20 protein-coding genes are annotated in these 18,859 nt (G+C 42.9%); 8 read left to right on the plus strand and 12 right to left on the minus strand.

Annotation, left to right across the window (positions count from 1 at the left end; genetic code table 11):
• From ACM0OS_RS05900 to ACM0OS_RS05910, 3 genes are all read right to left on the minus strand, one after another.
• Positions 1-927: serine/threonine protein kinase (locus tag ACM0OS_RS05900; protein WP_414542240.1), on the minus strand; the 927-nt coding region annotated here is incomplete at its 3' end.
• A 278-nt stretch (positions 928-1,205) separates the two neighbouring features.
• The gene (locus ACM0OS_RS05905; RefSeq protein ID WP_414542241.1) at positions 1,206-1,652 is read right to left on the minus strand and encodes a hypothetical protein; all 447 of its coding nucleotides are present in this window, start codon (positions 1,650-1,652) and stop codon (positions 1,206-1,208) included.
• Positions 1,653-1,742: 90 nt separating this feature from the next.
• Entirely contained in the window at positions 1,743-2,945 is a 1,203-nt protein-coding gene (locus tag ACM0OS_RS05910; RefSeq protein WP_414542242.1) for an anhydro-N-acetylmuramic acid kinase, read from the minus strand.
• A gap of 126 nt (positions 2,946-3,071) precedes the next feature.
• Between ACM0OS_RS05910 and ACM0OS_RS05915 the strand changes: the two genes are divergently transcribed.
• Positions 3,072-4,103 (plus strand): hypothetical protein, encoded by a 1,032-nt coding sequence (locus ACM0OS_RS05915; RefSeq protein ID WP_414542243.1) that lies wholly within the window; start codon positions 3,072-3,074, stop codon positions 4,101-4,103.
• 94 nt (positions 4,104-4,197) lie between these two features.
• Here ACM0OS_RS05915 and ACM0OS_RS05920 read toward each other — a convergent pair whose 3' ends face one another.
• From ACM0OS_RS05920 to ACM0OS_RS05930, 3 genes are all read right to left on the minus strand, one after another.
• Positions 4,198-6,465, minus strand: coding sequence for a filamentous hemagglutinin N-terminal domain-containing protein (locus ACM0OS_RS05920; RefSeq protein WP_414542244.1), 2,268 nt, complete (start codon positions 6,463-6,465; stop codon positions 4,198-4,200).
• A 195-nt stretch (positions 6,466-6,660) separates the two neighbouring features.
• On the minus strand, positions 6,661-6,897 hold the full coding sequence (locus tag ACM0OS_RS05925) for a hypothetical protein (protein ID WP_414542245.1): 237 nt from the start codon (positions 6,895-6,897) through the stop codon (positions 6,661-6,663).
• Between the two features lie 279 nt (positions 6,898-7,176).
• Positions 7,177-8,004: a carbohydrate ABC transporter permease gene (locus ACM0OS_RS05930; protein ID WP_414542246.1), complete on the minus strand. Its 828-nt coding sequence runs from the start codon at positions 8,002-8,004 to the stop codon at positions 7,177-7,179.
• A gap of 175 nt (positions 8,005-8,179) precedes the next feature.
• On the opposite strand from ACM0OS_RS05930, the gene ACM0OS_RS05935 reads away from it, so the two are divergent.
• From ACM0OS_RS05935 to folE, 5 genes are all read left to right on the plus strand, one after another.
• Positions 8,180-8,875: an aldehyde oxygenase (deformylating) gene (locus ACM0OS_RS05935; protein WP_414542247.1), complete on the plus strand. Its 696-nt coding sequence runs from the start codon at positions 8,180-8,182 to the stop codon at positions 8,873-8,875.
• A gap of 336 nt (positions 8,876-9,211) precedes the next feature.
• Entirely contained in the window at positions 9,212-10,249 is a 1,038-nt protein-coding gene (locus ACM0OS_RS05940; RefSeq protein ID WP_414542248.1) for a long-chain acyl-[acyl-carrier-protein] reductase, read from the plus strand.
• Between the two features lie 76 nt (positions 10,250-10,325).
• Complete coding sequence (locus tag ACM0OS_RS05945; protein ID WP_414542249.1) at positions 10,326-11,306, plus strand: acetyl-CoA carboxylase carboxyltransferase subunit alpha; 981 nt, start codon at positions 10,326-10,328, stop codon at positions 11,304-11,306.
• Positions 11,307-11,674: 368 nt separating this feature from the next.
• On the plus strand, positions 11,675-12,397 hold the full coding sequence (locus ACM0OS_RS05950; RefSeq protein ID WP_414542250.1) for an SDR family oxidoreductase: 723 nt from the start codon (positions 11,675-11,677) through the stop codon (positions 12,395-12,397).
• Positions 12,398-12,574: 177 nt separating this feature from the next.
• Positions 12,575-13,282 (plus strand): GTP cyclohydrolase I FolE, encoded by a 708-nt coding sequence (gene folE, locus ACM0OS_RS05955; protein ID WP_414542251.1) that lies wholly within the window; start codon positions 12,575-12,577, stop codon positions 13,280-13,282.
• A 98-nt stretch (positions 13,283-13,380) separates the two neighbouring features.
• Here the strand turns inward: folE and ACM0OS_RS05960 are convergent, their stop codons facing one another.
• Positions 13,381-14,013, minus strand: a complete 633-nt coding sequence (locus ACM0OS_RS05960; RefSeq protein WP_414542252.1) for a phosphoribosylanthranilate isomerase — start codon at positions 14,011-14,013, stop codon at positions 13,381-13,383.
• A gap of 123 nt (positions 14,014-14,136) precedes the next feature.
• Here ACM0OS_RS05960 and psaK point away from each other — a divergent pair, with 123 nt between their 5' ends.
• Positions 14,137-14,391, plus strand: a complete 255-nt coding sequence (gene psaK / locus ACM0OS_RS05965) for a photosystem I reaction center subunit PsaK (protein WP_414542253.1) — start codon at positions 14,137-14,139, stop codon at positions 14,389-14,391.
• Positions 14,392-14,977: 586 nt separating this feature from the next.
• A complete protein-coding gene (locus ACM0OS_RS05970; protein ID WP_414542254.1) occupies positions 14,978-16,174 on the plus strand; it encodes a site-2 protease family protein in 1,197 nt (398 codons plus the stop codon).
• A 54-nt stretch (positions 16,175-16,228) separates the two neighbouring features.
• Here ACM0OS_RS05970 and ACM0OS_RS05975 read toward each other — a convergent pair whose 3' ends face one another.
• From ACM0OS_RS05975 to ACM0OS_RS05995, 5 genes are all read right to left on the minus strand, one after another.
• Positions 16,229-16,447 (minus strand): hypothetical protein, encoded by a 219-nt coding sequence (locus ACM0OS_RS05975; protein ID WP_414542255.1) that lies wholly within the window; start codon positions 16,445-16,447, stop codon positions 16,229-16,231.
• A 163-nt stretch (positions 16,448-16,610) separates the two neighbouring features.
• Positions 16,611-17,102 carry a DUF3368 domain-containing protein gene (locus ACM0OS_RS05980; protein ID WP_414542256.1) on the minus strand — a complete coding sequence of 164 codons (492 nt, stop codon included), beginning with the start codon at positions 17,100-17,102 and terminating at the stop codon, positions 16,611-16,613.
• 5 nt (positions 17,103-17,107) lie between these two features.
• Complete coding sequence (locus tag ACM0OS_RS05985) at positions 17,108-17,359, minus strand: UPF0175 family protein (RefSeq protein ID WP_414542257.1); 252 nt, start codon at positions 17,357-17,359, stop codon at positions 17,108-17,110.
• Between the two features lie 57 nt (positions 17,360-17,416).
• Entirely contained in the window at positions 17,417-18,160 is a 744-nt protein-coding gene (locus tag ACM0OS_RS05990) for a biotin/lipoate A/B protein ligase family protein (protein ID WP_414542258.1), read from the minus strand.
• A 14-nt stretch (positions 18,161-18,174) separates the two neighbouring features.
• Complete coding sequence (locus ACM0OS_RS05995; RefSeq protein ID WP_414542259.1) at positions 18,175-18,642, minus strand: YbjN domain-containing protein; 468 nt, start codon at positions 18,640-18,642, stop codon at positions 18,175-18,177.
• Positions 18,643-18,859: the final 217 nt, after the last annotated feature.

Genomic DNA, 18,859 nt, shown 5'->3' on the forward strand with positions numbered 1-18,859 from the left:
TTTCTCAAATTGTTGCCACATCTCATCTTCAACTGCCTTGTCACCCGTTAAGAAAGATTCTAGAACCTGGAGGATATCACCAATACTTTGAGGGCGATCGCTTGGTGCTTTAGCTAAACAACTCATGATTAAATTTTGGACTTCCTGAGGAATTGGCAATCCAGGGGCCACCTCAGCAAAAGTACGTGGTGGTTGACTGTGGTGTGTTTTATACCATGCCCCAAAAGAATGAGTTGGTGTGACCAAAGGCATTTCGCCTGTCAGCATCTCAAACATCATCACGCCCAAACTATAAATATCGGCGCGATTGTCTAATTCCTTCCCTTCCATCTGTTCGGGAGAAGAATAAGCCAGTGTCCCTAAATAGTATTTTGTTTGGTCGCCATTGGACTGTAGTAACTTAGCAATGCCAAAATCTAGCACCTTGACCAATTCCCCAAAACTAGGGTCTTGAATCACCAACATATTGCTGGGCTTAATATCACGATGAATAATGGGGTAAATCGCACCATCCACAGGGATACCGTCATGAGCGCACTTTAACCCCAAACTAATTTGCCGCGCCATACTCAAAAATCTGGGCAAAGAGAGATTTTTTTGGCGGATAATTTGGTTAAGGCTATCTCCTTGCAAGTATTCCATGACATAGAACGGCGTGTTATTTTCGTCTACACCGTAGTCCATGACTCGGACAATGTGAATACTTTTTTGCCCTAGTAAAGCACAAGTTTTTGCTTCGCGCTCAAAGCGGTCTTGCAACCGCATCTTTTTATTTTGTATGGACAGAGACAGAAACTTAACAGCTACAGGTACGCCGCCCAACAAAATATCCTTGGCACGATAAACACGGCCCATAGCTCCAGTACCAATTAACTCTTGAAGCTGATAGCGTTGGCCAAGTAAGCGACCAATGTTGGGGTCTGACATAAAAAATTCGACTCCAATGTTCAATAATCGTCAGTGATGCCTGTTCAATAGGCAGATGGTCAGTGTTTGTCTGCAAAAGTGCCTGCAAACAGACGGAACGAGTAGATGCACCTTGATTTTTGTTCCATCATGCACTTGATGCTGGTATATTTTTAGTTTGCCCAAATTTGACTAACTAGATATCTCGAAAACTAAGATTGGGCGCTAGGAACTGGGGCGGGGATTATTTATTCATATTTGGCTACGCTAAAAGCACTCAATAACCAATATCCAATATTCTATATTGACTGACGTTCTAAGCTGGCTTCTAGTGTATTAGTTAAAACATGTCCAGCCATCACACCACTGCTGAGATAATATGAGTTTTCGGAAATGCGGTACATAGTTTCAAAGCCACTACGACGTTGGCGATCGCCTATTACCCAGTAACGCTGCACAATGGTATCTAGACCAATCCAACCCTCACCTTCAACTTGTCCCCAAAGGTTGTGCTGGAGTAAAAAAGTATACTGACGCTCTCCATCATGCAAACGTCCCCGATATTGCAAAGAGATTTCCGCGCGATCGCTACCGGGAAAAATCAGCTTTGTTGCCATAGTGAACCAGTTATCTCGATTCCACGCAACTAAGGTCATACCCTTAACGCTGATTGGCATACCATGACGCTCCAACCAACTGCCTTGCATTGTCCAGCGTCCTGGTTCCAATAAAAAAGTATGAGCCACCTTATATGTTCCTTGTCTTGTTCCAAATACCCCTAAGACTTAAAGATATATTGTCATTGGTCATTGGTTATTTTCCCTACTCCCTACTCCCTACTCCCTACTCCCTACTATAATTTCCCCCAACAGCACTTCACAAGGCGCACCAGTGGCAGCAGGGAGGTTGCCGGGAATACCTAACTGTCGCCAGTAGGCTAAAACTGCAAAGGCGATCGCTTCTTTAAAATCTGCATTTAAGCCGACTTCATCAGTAGTCATTACTGGTACTGATGGTAACAACGACTGTAACCTTTGTTTTAAATAGAGATTGCGACTACCACCGCCACATAGTAGTACCTGCTGGGGCATTTGCGGTAAAAAAGTCTGATAACTGTGAGCTATGGAAGCAGCAGTGAGTTCTGTGAGTGTTGCTAACAAGTCAGCTGGACTGAGTTGGGATGATTCGGCATCCTGAAGACATTGTTGTAAATAAGCCACACCGAATAACTCACGACCAGTAGATTTAGGTGGTGGTAATTGAAAGTAATCTTGTTGCAGCCATTTTTCGACTAAGGGATGGTAAGGAGTACCACTAGCTGCCCAATTGCCGTTTTCGTCGTAAGTCTTAGCACCAGCTGATAAATGCTGTACTGCTAAATCCAACAAACTATTTCCCGGGCCAGTATCCCAACCACGAATTTTTTCTAGCCAATTATGATCACTACGTGGTGGAATGTAAGCAACATTGCCAATTCCCCCTAAATTCTGAATGCAACGTCCTATTTGGGGATGACTGAGTAAAAAAGCATCGACTCTCGGCACCAGAGGCGCACCATGACCCCCAATAGCAATATCAGCAACACGAAAGTTACTGACAGTTGTGATTCCTGTGAGATGGGCAATTAAAGCACCGCGTCCTATTTGCAGGCTGTAACCGAGGGAGGAATAAAAGTCTGTTGACTTTTGACTTCCCCGCAGGGGTGGTTTGTGGTAAACGGTTTGTCCGTGGGAACCGATTAAGGTTGCTGATGGGTGACCAATTTGAATGTTTTGGGCGGCTTGGGCAAAGGCGCAGGCGATCGCATCATCTATTTCTGCCAATTCTGCCATTGAGATGGCTTCCCCAGCACACAGCGCTAAAATTTTGTCTTTAAGGACGGGGGTATAAGGATATGTTTCTCCTGCTAGCAACTCAATTTTGAGATCCAAATCTGTACCCGAAATCTCTACTAAGGCCGCGTCTATGCCATCTACGGAAGTGCCGCTGATTAAACCGATGACGCGAGTAGGGGCGGTAGCTTTGGCTGTGAGGGACATATTTGTGAAGTGCGAGAAGTTAATCAACGGTAGTTTAACTTATACACCAATGTCTGAAGAAAATCGCTTCTGAGATTATCAATATGTAATAATAAGCCGATCGCATACCCTCGTCAGTTATCAATCGTGCAAGATACCGACTCTATTAATGACCTTGCGGCTGCGTTGCAACAACCAGCAGACCTTAGCTTTGAACTACCAGATCCAGAAGATGAACAGATTCTAGAGTCAGATTTTCAACAACAACTAGATGTAGCGTGGCAAGTATGCGATCGCTTCGATTTGCAAACCGAAATCTGGCGGGGACGAATTTTACGGGCTATCCGCGACCGGGAGAAAAGAGGTGGCGATGGTCGGGGTACTGGCTTCCTTCGATGGTTAAAGGAACGGGAAATCAGTAAAAGTCAAGCTTATTCCTGGATTCAATTAGCTAATAGTGCTGATACCCTGCTAGAAGAAGGCAGACTTGACCCTAGCGCGGTGAATAACTTTAGTAAACGTGCATTTGTGGAAACTTCTAAAGCTGTACCCGAAGTGCAACAAATGGTGAGTGAATCTGCCCAAAAAGGCGATCGCATCACTAGAAGAGAAGTCCGCCAACTCACCGACGAATGGACAGCGATGTCCTCGGAGTTACTACCAGAAGAAGTCAAGGTAAAAGCCGCCGAAAACTCCCTACCTCCGCGCTACATTGCCCCTCTGGTGAAGGAAATGGAAAAACTGCCAGAATCGCACCAGCAATTTATTCAAAAGGAAATTGCCGCCAATCCCGATGTTGATACCATCAAGCAAGCAACCACAGAAGCGCGTCACCTAGCCAGATATCTCAAATCTGCCGCCCAAGTCCAAGCTTTAACGCAGCAAGATATTGATATAGAAACAGCTCTAGAAGAAGCCCAACGAATCGGCTGTTTAAGTATAGCCGCCGACCTAGTAAATCAGGCATCCCAGATAGAACAAACCATTGCCAAGTTATACATGACCTGGAAACGCATCGCTAACTTAGCAGACCGGCTATATGTAGATACTGGTGCTAGTACACCCCACCTGCGATCGCTCCTCACTTGCATCGAACCCCTCGGTGGTGAAGTCATGGAACTGCAATTGAGTGGCGGGACGGAACATACAATTCGGTTACAAATTCAGGAGATGAGTTAGGGATTGGGACAAGGGGATAAGGGGACAAGGGGATAAGGGGACAAGGGGACAAGGGGACAAACAAAAATACTTGCTCCTCTCCCTCATCTTCCACCTAATCCGCAGCACAGGACGCACGGCTAGACACCTGGGGCATTACAGTGGGGGCTTGCGCGACTAGAATTACATCACCATTCGTATCCTTTAACCACCCTTGGGCTTCCACAATTCGAGTTTTTGGCTTGACAGAAGTAGCTTCTATGTGAATTGGTGTTTGCATACCACTGGCACGATTTTCACTTCCAGTTTCTAATGGAATCCAATCGGCTAGCACCGTATCACTCATTAAAGTTTCAGTGGGACTAGAGGCGATTCCTCCACGTCCTGTGACTACAAATGAACTTCTTTGTCCTCCCCTGGCATAGCAACCACTGGTAACTTGCTGGGAGGCATCAACTAAATTTAAAGGGAGTTCTACTAATCCATTACTGGGGTCAACTTCTGGTGTGTTAATTTCTACAGTGCCATTTAATGAGGGGTTTTGCTGAGAAAAGGCAGTGATATCGCTTGTTAGTAAGTCAGCGCGATCGCGTTGCACAAATCCAAATATACTTTTAGCAGTGATGGTGATTTTACCACCGGCTCCAGAAAAGGCGTTAGCAGTAATATCGCTATTTTCTAAAGGTGCAGCAACTATAAAGCCATTAGGTGCATTTATCATGATATTTCCACCATCTCCACCAGGTTCTGCTGTACCCGCATTAGTAGAAATTTGACTATTGCGACGCATTTGTAACAAATCTCGCACCTGTAGTGTAATATCTCCACCCTGGCCTAATGCACTATTAGATGAAAGTTTGCCTTGGTCGTCTAATAGTATAGAGTTAGCAGTTACATTTAATTCACCGGCTTTTCCTAGAATGGGTGTATTTCCTGGATATGTGTAACCCTGACCAACTCTACTACTGACACTGATTTCCGCCCCATCCCGGATCATTAATTGCCCTGTGGTGATTTTTACCTGTCCGGCATCTCCAGAAGTGTTGGTTGAGGCAAATAAACCACTAATCACACTGACGTTTCTTGCTGTGCCAATTAGTACTATGTGTTCGGAGGCGTTCACAATCAAATCTCCGCCTGCTCCTGTACCTGGGATTAATTGAAAATTCCTAAACGATGCAACAGAATCTGTTGCTATTTCTGCCCCATCTTGTATGAATAACTTACCTGTATTGATGATGATATCACCTGCTTTTCCCGCAACAGTAGTTGAACTCAATAATCCACTAGTTCTTACTTCATCAGTATTGGGGAAGGAAAAAGCACCAATTAGTTCTACTGTTTCAGAAGCATTTACAGTTAAGTTTCCTCCATCACCCGTACCTCTAGTCAAGGTAGATACTGCTGCACCATCCCGAATACTTAATTTTCTGGCATTAATAGTTATGTCTCCACCATCTTTTGTACCTGTAGCCTGAGTTCTTAAGCGAACAGGAAAACCGATTAATTCAACAATATCGCCCTGTACTTGGATATTGCCTTTATTCCCTTCGCTGTTACTAGCATCTACCTGAGATGGAATATTCAAACCGTCAACAGTTCGCTGAATTAGTTGAATATTTTGAAAATTTTGGACATTTTCGTATCCCAAAATCCAACCTTGAGGCGTTGGATTCAAACTGACTAGACTATTAGCAGCGACACTTCCTAACTCAATTCGTCCAGATGCTGCTGTTAAATTTCCACCCTCTAGAATGATATCACCACCTACAAGTGCTAAGGTTCTATCTGGTTGCACTTGTAAACCAACGGCGTTACTGGCAACATTTGGTGATGCTTGAGATTGATTGTGGATGGGATTGGCAATAGCGCCAAATTGTAAGCCAACAGGTACGCTGACTGTGAGTAGAGGAGTTGTTTGGGTATCTGCAACACTAAACTTACTACCATCAGCAAAGTTCAGACTACTGGCCGTACTCGCCACGAATGAACCTCCGATATCTAATGCAGCATGAGAACCAAAAATAATGCCATGAGGATTAATCAAAAACAAGTTGGCGGTGCCATTAGTTCTGAGAATACCGTCAATATGAGAAATATGATTACCTGTAACTCGGCTAATAATATTTTGAATATCCGCAGTATTTTTAAACTCAACTGTCATATTTTTAGGAACTGAAAACTCGTCAAAGCTGTGGAATAAGTTCATGCCAGCACGAGTTCCACCTTCAATAGTTTTGGTATTATCCTGTGTTGTTATGACAGAATTACTAGGTAGAGTACCATCTGGAGTGATTTGGGCAATGGCAAAGTTACCATTGCAAATTATTGCACCACTTATGGCATACCCTATACTTTTAAACAAGTTACCAAAATTACTCATACTTGCATATTGAATCTGGTGTGTTAAGTTTTATTGTTTACCAAAATTTACAAAAATCTCAGTTTAAATAAAACACTGTAAAAGCACAACAATATTGTTGTGCCTCTAAGAAAATACCAGATTTTTTTCAATTAAAAATATTTCTGATGATTCAAGGTAAAAATAGTATCAATTAAGTTGACCTAATATCAAGACTTAAATGCATACTCTATTACCATCTTCATCGTACCAGCAGGTTTTTTGTAGTTGCTTCTGCGATGGAATAACACCTGTCAGATGCTGAACTTTTTCTCCCTCAACAGCATCTTTAGATTCAATTTCATCAGTGTTGCTACTATAATCTAACTCTAAGGAATTACCTTCATTTTCGAGAGTTGCAGTTTCATCTTGCATATCCTCAGTTAACTCCTGTTGTAGGTTTTGAGATTCCATGAATTTTCTCCTTACAAGCTTGTACGATGTATAAACTTATCGTTTGATTTACTAATGAGTGCTTCATTTTGGCTTGCGGAGATTACGGAATAGTTTACAAAACTACATATTATTTTTTGGGTGATTTTCTCAAATAGGCTAGGAGAAAGGATTTTTACGTTCTTGTTGTGTGATTGATCACTTAAAGATTAAGCTATAGCGGTTAATTTAGTATATTTATCCGTAGAGAAAAGACGATCGCAGATGATTGTCCGAGGGCGATCGCCTTCCCTCGTCTCCCTAATTTTTAATCCCAGTCGCAGCGATACCCCGAATAAACTGACGTTGACCGATGAGAAATAGTACCATCACCGGTACAGTCGCTATAGTCACAGCCGCCATCATTAACGGCCAGTTATTGGTAAATTGCTCTTGAAACTCCGCTAAAGCCAACTGCACCGTTCTTAATTCCGGTCTTGTGGTAAATACCAACGGCTTAAACAAATCGTTCCATTCAGCAATGAAGGTGAACAAAAACAGCGTCACCAGTGCTGGACGGGCTAAAGGTAACATAACTTGCCACAAAATTTGCAGTCGGTTCGCCCCATCGATAGTTGCGGCTTCTTCCAACTCTACGGGAATTGTCTGGAAATATTGACGTAACAAAAAAATACCAAAGCCGTTGACAGCAGTTGGTAAAATCAACGCCCAGTAGGTATTGATCATGTGTCCCCACTTCAACACCAAGAAGATGGGTATCACCAATAATTGAAAAGGAATGACCAACGTAGCCAAAACAACCAGTAACAGCGCTTGTTTGCCCCGAAACTTCAACCGGGCCAAGGCATAACCAGCCAATGCCGAAGTGACCATTTGAAAAGCCGTCACCGCGATCGCCACTAAGGTAGAATTAGCAAACGCAATTAAAAATTTACCTCGTTCCCAAGCATCGCGGTAATTAGCTAAAGTCCAGTCATTTTTGGTTAAACCTTCTACAGTCCCTCCCGGAGGGGAAAAAGAGGTGAGAAAGACCACAAGCAGCGGTAGTAGGACAATAAATGCCCCCAATAGCAGCACTCCTAGCCTCAAAAAGTTGCCAGATTTTGGATTCCAGTTTGATTTGGACATGAGTTATGCGTTAAAGCTTTGTTTTAAGTACTAGAGCATCGTCCCCTGCAAGAGCTAATCTATAACATAGTGACTTGTTAAGTTAAATTAAACCATAGTGATCATTACCCTAAGATTAATAGGGAAAATTGAATTTTTGTATCAAATGATTCAAGTTTACAGGAGTAAACATACCATGCAGCAGCTTGCGCCCGAATTAAATCTTGATTTCCAGAGCGAAACTTACAAAGATGCCTACAGTCGCATCAATGCCATCGTCATTGAAGGAGAACAAGAAGCCTATGAAAATTACATCAGATTAGCAGAACTGCTGCCGGCAGATAAAGATGAGCTGATTCGTTTATCGAAAATGGAAAGTCGCCACAAAAAAGGTTTTGAAGCTTGTGGGCGCAATCTCTCAGTCACGCCGGATATGCAATTCGCTCAAGAGTTTTTCTCTGGACTACACGAAAACTTCCAAACAGCGGCGGCTGAGGGCAAAGTAGTCACTTGCTTACTGATTCAGTCTTTGATTATTGAATGTTTTGCGATCGCCGCATACAACATCTACATTCCCGTTGCCGATGATTTTGCTCGTAAAATCACTGAAGGAGTGGTAAAAGATGAATATAGTCATCTCAACTTTGGAGAAGTGTGGTTGAAAGAACATTTTGCCGAAGCCAAGGCAGAATTAGAAGCAGCTAATCGCCAAAACTTACCCATAGTTTGGAAAATGCTCAACAAAGTAGAAAATGATGCCCACACCCTAGCAATGGAAAAAGAAGCTTTAGTAGAAGATTTCATGATTCAATACGGTGAAGCTCTAAGTAACATTGGCTTTAGCACCAGAGACATCATGCGGATGTCAGCCTACGGACTCACAGCAGCTTAAGAAGTAGTTAGGTGCTGATTGCCTAAAAAGGCTATTTCCAGTGCAAAATACTTGCGACAACATCCTCAGCACTATCTGAGTTACCCCGAAGACATCTGACGCTTTGTTTACTTTTTTTTCTGAGTCATACCAATTTGCCAAAAGCATTCCACAGATATAAACCAGGAAACTAGGATAAAGTCTGGCTTTTTTAATTACGAATTACGAATTACGTATCGCTAAAGCGAAAGCTCCGCTAACGCGTTAGCGTGCCGTAGGCTCTATTACGAATTACGAATTGGTATTTTCCCCACCATTTAACGCTTTCGACAAAGCATACGCCTAATACATCAATACATGTTTGGTCTAATTGGACATCTGACAAGTTTAGAACACGCTCAAGCGGTAGCTAAAGAATTGGGTTACCCAGAATATGCCGATCAAGGGTTGGATTTTTGGTGCAGCGCCCCACCGCAAATTGTTGATAATATCACAGTTACCAGTGTGACTGGGCAGACAATTGAAGGGCGGTATGTAGAATCTTGCTTTTTGCCAGAGATGCTGGCCCATCGCCGCATCAAAGCCGCAACACGTAAAATTCTCAACGCTATGGCCCATGCTCAAAAGCATGGTATTAATATCACGGCTTTAGGGGGATTTTCCTCAATTATCTTTGAAAACTTTAAATTAGAGCAGTTTAGCCAAGTCCGCAACATCAAACTAGAGTTTGAACGCTTCACCACAGGAAATACTCACACTGCTTACATTATTTGTCAGCAGGTGGAGCAAGCGTCACAACAAATAGGAATTGATTTGTCGAAAGCGACTGTTGCTGTATGTGGGGCCACGGGTGATATTGGCAGCGCCGTCACCCGTTGGCTAGATGCCAAAACAGATGTCAAGGAACTTTTGCTAATAGCCCGCAACCATGAACGTCTCAAAGAATTACAAGATGAACTGGGACGAGGCAAAATCATGGCTTTGGATGAAGCACTCCCCGAAGCTGATATTGTCGTGTGGGTTGCCAGTATGCCCAAAGGTGTAGAAATTGACTTTAAAGGTTTGAAGCAGCCCTGTTTGCTAATTGATGGTGGCTATCCTAAAAACTTAGCTACAAAAATTCAGCACCCTGGCGTACATGTGCTAAATGGTGGAATTGTCGAGCATTCTCTAGATATTGACTGGAAAATTATGAAAATAGTCAATATGGATGTGCCAGCACGCCAGTTGTTTGCTTGTTTTGCGGAATCAATGCTGCTGGAATTTGAGAAGTTATACACGAACTTTTCTTGGGGGCGCAATCAGATTACCGTAGACAAAATGGAGCAGATTGGTCAAGCATCAGTGAAACACGGATTTAGACCACTGCTAGTTGAGACGTTAGTCGTGAGTTAATTACTCATGAATTAATACCAGTGTACTACTATACCCACCTTGAACAACTCCACAATCAACACTCATAACTTGTACGATGGCAACTACCGAGCGCAAACCGCTACTGTTAGATTTTGAAAAACCACTAGCAGAACTGGGCAACCGAATTGATCAAATTCGGCAACTTGCAGAAGAAAACGGCGTCGATGTTTCTGGTGAAATTCGTAAATTAGAAACACGGGCCATGCAGCTACGGGAAGAAATTTTCAGTACTTTGTCCCCGTCTCAGCGCCTGCAAGTAGCTCGTCATCCTCGTCGCCCGAGTACTCTTGATTACATTCAGTCCATTAGTGATGAATGGATGGAGTTGCATGGCGATCGCTGTGGTGGTGACGATCCTGCTTTAGTTGGTGGTGTAGGTCGTTTGGGCGGACAACCAGTGGTGATGTTAGGTCATCAAAAAGGCCGCGACACCAAAGATAATGTGGCCCGTAACTTCGGTATGGCTTCCCCTGGTGGTTACCGTAAAGCATTGCGTTTAATGGAACACGCCAATAAATTTAGTATGCCGATTATCACCTTTATCGATACCCCTGGTGCTTGGGCAGGTATCGAAGCCGAACATCAAGGTCAAGGGGAAGCGATCGCCTACAATTTACGGGAAATGTTTTGCTTTGATGTGCCAATTATCTGCACAGTTATTGGCGAAGGCGGTTCTGGTGGTGCTTTAGGTATTGGCGTAGGCGATCGCCTGATGATGTTTGAACACGCCGTTTATACCGTAGCTACTCCTGAAGCCTGTGCCGCTATTTTGTGGAAAGATGCTAGCAAATCTCCCCAAGCCGCGGTGGCCCTCAAAATTATTTCTCACGACCTGAAAAATCTGGGTATCATCGACCAAATATTGCCAGAACCCGTTGGTGGCGCTCATTCCGACCCCCTACAAGCTGCCACAACTCTCAAGCAAGCTTTGTTGGAAAATCTGGATGAACTCAGTCGGTTAACATCTCAAGAACGCCGCCAACTGCGCTATGATAAATTCCGCAAAATTGGCGTTTTTACCGAAGTTGCCCACTAACACCGAGGGAAATAACGGATTAATTCAACAGCAATGCTATAATTGCCTATGGCTACGTAAAGATTTTGAACAATCTAGTCAGCCATAGGCATTTATATTGTCAGCCAATCGACTCGATTTCATGAGCGGTTGATCTGATATTTCAATAATCAAGATTGAAAATATGATATAAATTCCCAGGCTAAAGATTTGTTGTCCTAACTTGGGAAACAACTGACGGGCAAAAATACCCACGTTAACAGAAAAAAATAGCAGTTATCAACCAGAAATCATGGGAATTTAAGGTTAATTTAATCTACCCCATTCGTAAGATTTAGATAATTGTCTAGAAAAAAGCTTTCGGAACTGCCAAAAAATTGGGAGAGCGCATGAGTGTTGAGAAACGACGTGCCCTAATCACTGGGGCCAGTAGTGGAATTGGCAAAGCAACAGCTTTAGAATTCGCCAAGGCGGGAATTGATGTCGCCTTAGTGAGCCGTTCTGTGGATAAATTGGAGACAGTAGCAGCAGCAGCCAGGCATACAGGAGTGACAGCCACCGCCTACGCCGTAGACTTAGCTAATGTGTCGCAAGTAAAAGCAAAAATCCAGGCGATCGCCCTTGATTTTGGGGGTATAGATATCTTGGTAAACAATGCCGGCATGGCATACACAGCCAACTTAAGTGAAACCCCCTTAGAAGATTGGCAGCAAATAATTAACTTAAACCTGACCAGCATCTTTCAGTGCATCATGGGCATTTTACCCTCAATGCGCGAACGCGGCACAGGCACAATCATCAACGTCGCCTCCATAGCTGCTAAACAACCTTTTCCCGGTTGGGGAGCTTACAGCGTCAGCAAAGCCGGCTTAATGACCCTATCTCAAACCCTGGCCCAAGAAGAACGCGCCCACGGCATACGTGTCACCGCCATTTGTCCCGGTGCTGTCAATACCGAACTGTGGGACACAGAAACCGTCAACGCCGACCTTGACCGCTCCAAAATGTTAACCCCAGAAATTGTAGCGCAAACAATTCTGCATACAGCCTTACTACCACAACAAGCCGTCATCGACGAATTGACCCTAATGCCTAGCGCAGGCGCTCTCTAATTAACTCTTTGCGCGCCAGTTGCTACAAGTCGGCGGAGCCGAGGACAGTTGCTTTATGCCGGGAAACCCGTCCACCGCACTGTCTCCCCAACGCACTGGCTTGCCTTTGCGTGTTAGCGCAGCGGGGCGTAAGCCCGAAAAATCCCCATAATTCCAAACATAACCAAAAATTAAATCATGACTATTGCCAGTTCCAACGGTGCCAACAGCTCAAAATCTCCCTTAATTCCCGACTTAGCAGAAGCCATCAGCCCTAAACCAGACCGTAACACCCACAACGGCAGACAACCAGATTTGCATTCACCTTCAGAAGAAGAAAAACAAGCAATGATGGATGCCGTTAGAGCAATACTAGTAGGAGTTGGAGAAGATCCAGAACGCGAAGGGCTACTGAAAACACCCAAACGTGTAGCAGAAGCCATGCAATTTCTCACCAGTGGCTACAACCAATCTTTAGAAGAACTCCTCAACGATGCCATCTTTGATGAAGGACATAACGAGATGGTATTAGTCAGAGATATTAACTTTTTTAGCCTCTGCGAACACCACATGCTGCCTTTCATGGGGAGAGCGCACGTTGCTTATATCCCCAACCAAAAAGTAGTAGGACTAAGTAAACTAGCCCGCATAGTCGAAATGTACTCCCGCCGCTTACAAGTCCAAGAAAGACTAACCCGGCAAATAGCCGAAGCAATCCAAACCATTCTCGAACCTCAGGGTGTTGCAGTAGTGATGGAAGCCAGCCATATGTGCATGGTCATGCGTGGCGTGCAAAAACCCGGTTCCTGGACAGTCACCAGCGCCATGGTTGGTGCATTTCAGGAAGAACAAAAAACCCGCGAAGAATTTTTTAACTTGATTCGTCACCAACCGGCGTTCTTTTAGGAAGTGGGGAGATGAGGAGATGGGGGGATGGGGGATGAAAACAAAAATTTTGGTATTGACTTCAATTTATTGCCCCTTGTCCCCTTGTCCCCTTGTCCCTACTCCCTACTTCTTAATTTCTCAAACAGCAATGCTACCTTATCTAAATCCTTATCACCTGGCTCAAGTTCTACACCACTAGATAAATCTATACCGTCGGGTTGCACTTGATTTAAGGCATCTACAACATTATTTGGCGTCAGTCCCCCTGCTAACAACCAAGGACAACTGGGTTTAAACTGCTGTAGCATTTGCCAGTCTAGAGTTTGTCCTGTACCGCCTAACTGTTGGGGATGGTAGGCATCAAGTAGTAAAGTGTCTACGTACTTAATGTAATTAAAGACTTGATTCAGCTGCTCTAAACTGCGTACCCTTACAGCTTTAATAATTTCTATATTTGGTAAACTTTGACGCAACTGATAGCAAAATTCTGGGGACTCATCACCGTGTAACTGAACACCAGTTAACCCAGAATCCATAACTATCTGGACGATTTCGGGAATGCTGAGATTAGCAAAGACACCGATTTTATCAATATTTTTCGGTAATGGTGCCACTGCTGCCCGAATTTGCTTTGTGGTAACGTATCGGGGTGAAGTAGGTACACAAATAAACCCTAGTGCAGTTGCGCCTAGAGATGCGATCGCTACAGACTGTTTTGGTTGAGTAATGCCGCAAATTTTAACCCGCATATAAATTTGAGATATTGGGGACTGAAAAAAGGTCTAAGTTTTACTAAAACTGTTCGGTTGTTTCCTGTAGAACTTTATAATTTTGGAGGTCTACATTAATTGTGTCATTTAGGAGATACCAGTATGATTTCATCAACCTTACTAGCAGTGCAATCCACCGTTCCCCCAACTCCCGCGTGGAGTCCTACGGTCGCTATCATTATTAGCATCAGTTGTTTCGTAGTGCTTTTGCTTTCTACCAAAATTGAGCAACCCCAAGTTGGTCCCAAATTGCCTGTCCTACCAGTTAGTGTCCCCACATTCATCGGTGCGATGGCTTTCGGTCATATTATCGGTGTTGGTATTGTTTTAGGACTAACTAATATCGGTCGTCTGTAGGTTTAAAGGGGCTAGTACCGCAAGGCAGAAGTCAAAAATCAAAAGTTAAAAGTCAAAAGTTAAAAGTCAAAAGGCTTTTATTCTAGGCTTTTTAACTGTTTGAAAGGTTATCTCTATTTACGCCCTACTGTACTAGGCACTAGGGACTAGGGACTAGGGGACAAGAAAAAATCTTCCTTATCCCCTATCTTCCTATCTCCCTATCTCCTCAACAGATGGAATGGTTTTGAGATTGCCCAATCTTGGCTGCACTATTTAATTTTGTTTCTCTCCAACTCAGCCAAGATTGTCAGGAGTCGAGACAAGTCAAAGATGACAGTCGGAAATCCCCACCCTCAGACGTTCGTGCTGGGGGTTTATAGTATGTCAATCTAGATGTGAGGGCAGCTTTTTCGTAATTCTTCATTTCTTTACTACAGGGGTGTTCTGGGTGATAAATGAGTATTTTATGGAAACTATGCTGTACTCTTCCATAAGTAATAATTGTCTAAACGTTATTTTAGCGTATAAAAATACACCGAAATTTGTACTATGAATTTTTGAAAATATTGAGCTTAAAGACGTACTCTAGTATTAGGAAAAAGTAATGCAAACAAATTGGAAAATTGGGTCTTTATTTGGCATTCCCCTATTTTTAGACCCGCTATGGTTTGTAATTTTAGGGCTAGCCACCCTTAACTTTGGGGTAGCTTACCAAGAATGGGGAACTGCGATCGCTTGGAGTGCTGGAATGGTGATGGCACTGCTGCTATTTGCTTCGGTGTTGTTGCACGAATTAGGTCACAGTTTGGCAGCGCGATCGCAAGGTATTAAAGTTAATTCTATTACCTTATTTCTATTTGGTGGGATTGCTGCCATCGAAGAAGAATCGAAAACTCCCGGAAAAGCTTTTCAAGTAGCCATCGCCGGGCCTTTAGTCAGCATTGCTCTATTCTTGTTGCTGAGTCTAGCTAATAATATTACACCCGATGCTAGCCCCATCAGTGAAATGGTTACAGATTTAGCGAGAATTAACTTAGTTGTCGCCCTATTTAATTTGATTCCCGGCTTACCTCTAGATGGGGGGCAAGTGTTAAAAGCAGCACTCTGGAAAATCACAGGCGATCGCTTTCAAGCTGTACATTGGGCAGCGAGGGCAGGGCAAATTTTAGGTTACAGTGCGATCGCCTTGGGTTTTGCTGTAGATTTCTTTACTAGGGAGTTACTCACTGGTTTGTGGATTGCGTTGATAGGTTGGTTTGCTGTGCGTAACGCCAACAGCTATGACCGTGTAACCACATTACAAGAAACTCTACTCAGTTTAGAAGCCAGCACAGCCATGACCCGTGATTTTCGTGTAGTTGATGCTGACCAGAGTTTACGTTCCTTTGCCGACTCCTTTCTTTTGGACAGCAACGCCCCAAGTATTTACTTTGCTGCGTCTGATGGGCGTTACCGGGGTATGGTAGCTATTGACGATTTACGCTTAGTAGAAAGAAGTGAATGGGAAAACCAAACTCTGCAAAGTATAGTGCATCCCTTGACAGAAATCCCCACTGTTGCCGAATCTACGCCTCTGGCTGAAGTCATCAACAAGCTAGAAAATGAACAACTACCTCGAATTACTGTGCTTTCGCCCGCGGGTGCTGTAGCTGGTGTCATTGACCGGGGCGATATTGTGCGCGCTTTGGCAGAAAAGTTAAATTTACGCATAACTGATGCAGAGATTCAGCGGATCAAAGAAGAGGGTAGTTACCCACCAGGTTTACAACTTGGGGTTATTGCCAAGTCAACTACAAATTAATTAAATTAGGAACTTTTAATCGCCGATAGTTAGGTTTTATCGGCGGTTACACTGTCAATTTTCCCCAGTTAGCATCTGCCTTAAAATTTCTGGTAAATTAGTAATTTCTTGAATTAAATCGTCGGGACTAAAGCCAAACATATTCAAAATAACGAGAATTGCAAAAATAGCGATCGCACTACTAATAAATGTTTTTAATGTTTTCAGAACTGCTTGGAAGATGATCAATGCAACAATTAATGCAGCGATTAAAATGACTATATTAGTTGGCATTACAGTATGAATATTGAAATAATAATACTATAGCAGCAAACCATATTTATTCGCTTTTATCCTAAATAGCAGTACTTTAGCTAGTGGTAGTGATGACAATAATTTCAAAATCTAGTGGCTGTCTGAGTAAGTATTTAGTGATGGAATAGATCACACATTTGGCTTATTCAACTAATTCTCTTGCTTGTAGTAATACCTCTTTATAAAGACAGTGACTCACCCAATATTGGGCATGATCAATCATGGCATCTAACACTGGTTGAACTTGTGTAATTATTCCTCTATTTTTCGCTAATAGGAGAATACCTAAAGTCCCAACTACTTGTAATCCTAAGCTTTGAGCTACTTGACGTGCTTCACGTTCATCTAATAAAATTTGTGTTTCACTAGTTTCTAGTGCAAGACTAATTGCTTCGCGTTCACCTTCATCTAATTCTGGTGGTATATTAGGCGCTATGCTTGAGATGGGAAGAACTTGCAACCATTTTGCGGAAATTGCTTGCAACACAAATTCTGATGCTGGAAATCCGGCCACAGTTGTTTCATCACAAACTGCTTGAGGAATAACAATTTGACCAAATGCAGCTTTCAAGATATCTAGACGATTAATAGCTGCAAAATTTATTAAAGGTGTAGCATTACAAACAACTGTCACAACTACTAAAAACCTACATTAATAGTTTCAATATCCTGAGCTAAATCTGCTTCATTATAATGGCGTTCAATTTTAGACCGTCCCAAAATTTGCTGAAATTCCCATACAGATAGGTTAGCTAAGTGACGCGCTTGAGCAAAAGTAAAAATATTTTGTGCATATAACTGTAGAGCTAATTCTATACGAATAGCTTGTTCTCCTTGGTTTAAAGAATTAGGTGATATTTGCAAGTTGAGTGGCAGGGTAAAGGAAACCATGAGATACTCCTGTTAAAGAGATTTTAATAACTAGGGTAATAATTTAAATTTTAACTTTTATATTGCTAAAACTTCTTCCCATTCAGACTGAGAGAGAGGCTGCACATTTATCTGCATGGCAAAACAATCACAAGCAGCGTTAGTTAAAGCATTCATAATTTGATCTAAATCCAAATTTACAGGTAATTGCACAGATGTCGCAGATGCTTCACCAAAAACTTGAGAAAACAATTCAATATCGGGTTCTAAACGGATAGAACCATGTTGCAGAATCACCTCACCTCGTCGCAACTGGGCACTACCAATCAGTTTAGTCCCATCTGATAATACTAAATCTGCACCTGTAGCCGTGCCAAAACAATTAGGATTGTGGATATAGCCTCGCCCAGTTGTACCGTAGCCCAATTCCACGCCAAGCGATCGCCATCCTTGAATTAAAAACTCACAAATTTTTGCGTATATCTCAAGGCGACTCCCACTAATTCCCGAAGTAATCACAGCATAAGTTAAATCACCTTGATGCAGTACCGCCCTACCACCAGTAGGACGGCGGACTAAATCTAATTTTTGACCCCGCCAAAGCAAATTTGTCCAAAATTCAGGATATTGACGTTGATGATAGCCGAGGGAAATGGCAGGTGGCGACCATGTATAAAATCGCAGAGTCGGGGGGTGTTGTCCAGATTGGTGCTGTTCTAACAACCAACGGTCAATCGCCATCTGCACATCGCCAGCAGCGTCTAGCAAGGGAATTAGTCGCCAAACCTGCTGACTATGAAAGTTTTCAATTGAATTTAACACTGATATGGGTTACGTTAAGCAGCACCAAACTGAGATTGTAAAACTTCATCGTTGTCATCAGCAATAGTTGCCACAATGGTAATCAAGCGTGAGACTTCAGCTGGTGATAACTCTTCTAAGATACGTGTCGATATGACAACTACCCGATTATCAATGATCCCAAAACGGGCTTCTAAAGTACTAGAACAGTTCATTTCCAAAAGATGTCGCATTAATTTAGGTTCATCTTTCGCAGGTAAGTTTAGTACCGCCGACCAAACTGTGATGGTATCTTCATCACTGGTTCCCGTGAGTTGGACAAATACTTCCACAGTACCGTAATTAAACTTCCAGAGATAGCCACCCTCTGGGCTATGACTCACCATCGCACTCTCATCTTGTTCTAGAGTACCGATGACACTTTCAATGACTTCCACATGGTTGACGGTTACAGTATCCACGTTTAGTCCGTTGCTAAGTAGGGTTTCTTGGTAGCTTGTCATACAGATTTTTGGCTCAATATAGTTAATGTTTCATCTACACATACTTTATAGCTTGTGCAGAAGGTTTAGTTGTAGTTCCTGAGGTAATACTCTGGTCATCAGTCATACCTACATCTGGGGATATTAATTATTACAGTAATAAATCTTACGTTTTATTTTGCTAAAAATTACCTGTAAGATAACTCTTACTGCACCTGCATTCCCGCAAAGGTGTACC

The organism is Nostoc sp. CCY0012 (genome assembly GCF_963920855.1).
Classification (GTDB): domain Bacteria; phylum Cyanobacteriota; class Cyanobacteriia; order Cyanobacteriales; family Nostocaceae; genus Cyanocohniella.

Excerpts from the sequence above, each read along its gene's own strand:
- ACM0OS_RS05910 (WP_414542242.1), bottom strand. The coding sequence starts at position 2,945 with ATGTCCCTCACAGCCAAAGCTACCGCCCCTACTCGCGTCATCGGTTTA.
- ACM0OS_RS05920 (WP_414542244.1), bottom strand. The coding sequence starts at position 6,465 with ATGAGTAATTTTGGTAACTTGTTTAAAAGTATAGGGTATGCCATAAGT.
- ACM0OS_RS05925 (WP_414542245.1), bottom strand. The coding sequence starts at position 6,897 with ATGGAATCTCAAAACCTACAACAGGAGTTAACTGAGGATATGCAAGAT.
- ACM0OS_RS05930 (WP_414542246.1), bottom strand. The coding sequence starts at position 8,004 with ATGTCCAAATCAAACTGGAATCCAAAATCTGGCAACTTTTTGAGGCTA.
- ACM0OS_RS05935 (WP_414542247.1), top strand. The coding sequence starts at position 8,180 with ATGCAGCAGCTTGCGCCCGAATTAAATCTTGATTTCCAGAGCGAAACT.
- ACM0OS_RS05940 (WP_414542248.1), top strand. The coding sequence starts at position 9,212 with ATGTTTGGTCTAATTGGACATCTGACAAGTTTAGAACACGCTCAAGCG.
- ACM0OS_RS05945 (WP_414542249.1), top strand. The coding sequence starts at position 10,326 with ATGGCAACTACCGAGCGCAAACCGCTACTGTTAGATTTTGAAAAACCA.
- ACM0OS_RS05950 (WP_414542250.1), top strand. The coding sequence starts at position 11,675 with ATGAGTGTTGAGAAACGACGTGCCCTAATCACTGGGGCCAGTAGTGGA.
- folE (WP_414542251.1), top strand. The coding sequence starts at position 12,575 with ATGACTATTGCCAGTTCCAACGGTGCCAACAGCTCAAAATCTCCCTTA.
- ACM0OS_RS05960 (WP_414542252.1), bottom strand. The coding sequence starts at position 14,013 with ATGCGGGTTAAAATTTGCGGCATTACTCAACCAAAACAGTCTGTAGCG.
- psaK (WP_414542253.1), top strand. The coding sequence starts at position 14,137 with ATGATTTCATCAACCTTACTAGCAGTGCAATCCACCGTTCCCCCAACT.
- ACM0OS_RS05970 (WP_414542254.1), top strand. The coding sequence starts at position 14,978 with ATGCAAACAAATTGGAAAATTGGGTCTTTATTTGGCATTCCCCTATTT.
- ACM0OS_RS05975 (WP_414542255.1), bottom strand. The coding sequence starts at position 16,447 with ATGCCAACTAATATAGTCATTTTAATCGCTGCATTAATTGTTGCATTG.
- ACM0OS_RS05985 (WP_414542257.1), bottom strand. The coding sequence starts at position 17,359 with ATGGTTTCCTTTACCCTGCCACTCAACTTGCAAATATCACCTAATTCT.
- ACM0OS_RS05995 (WP_414542259.1), bottom strand. The coding sequence starts at position 18,642 with ATGACAAGCTACCAAGAAACCCTACTTAGCAACGGACTAAACGTGGAT.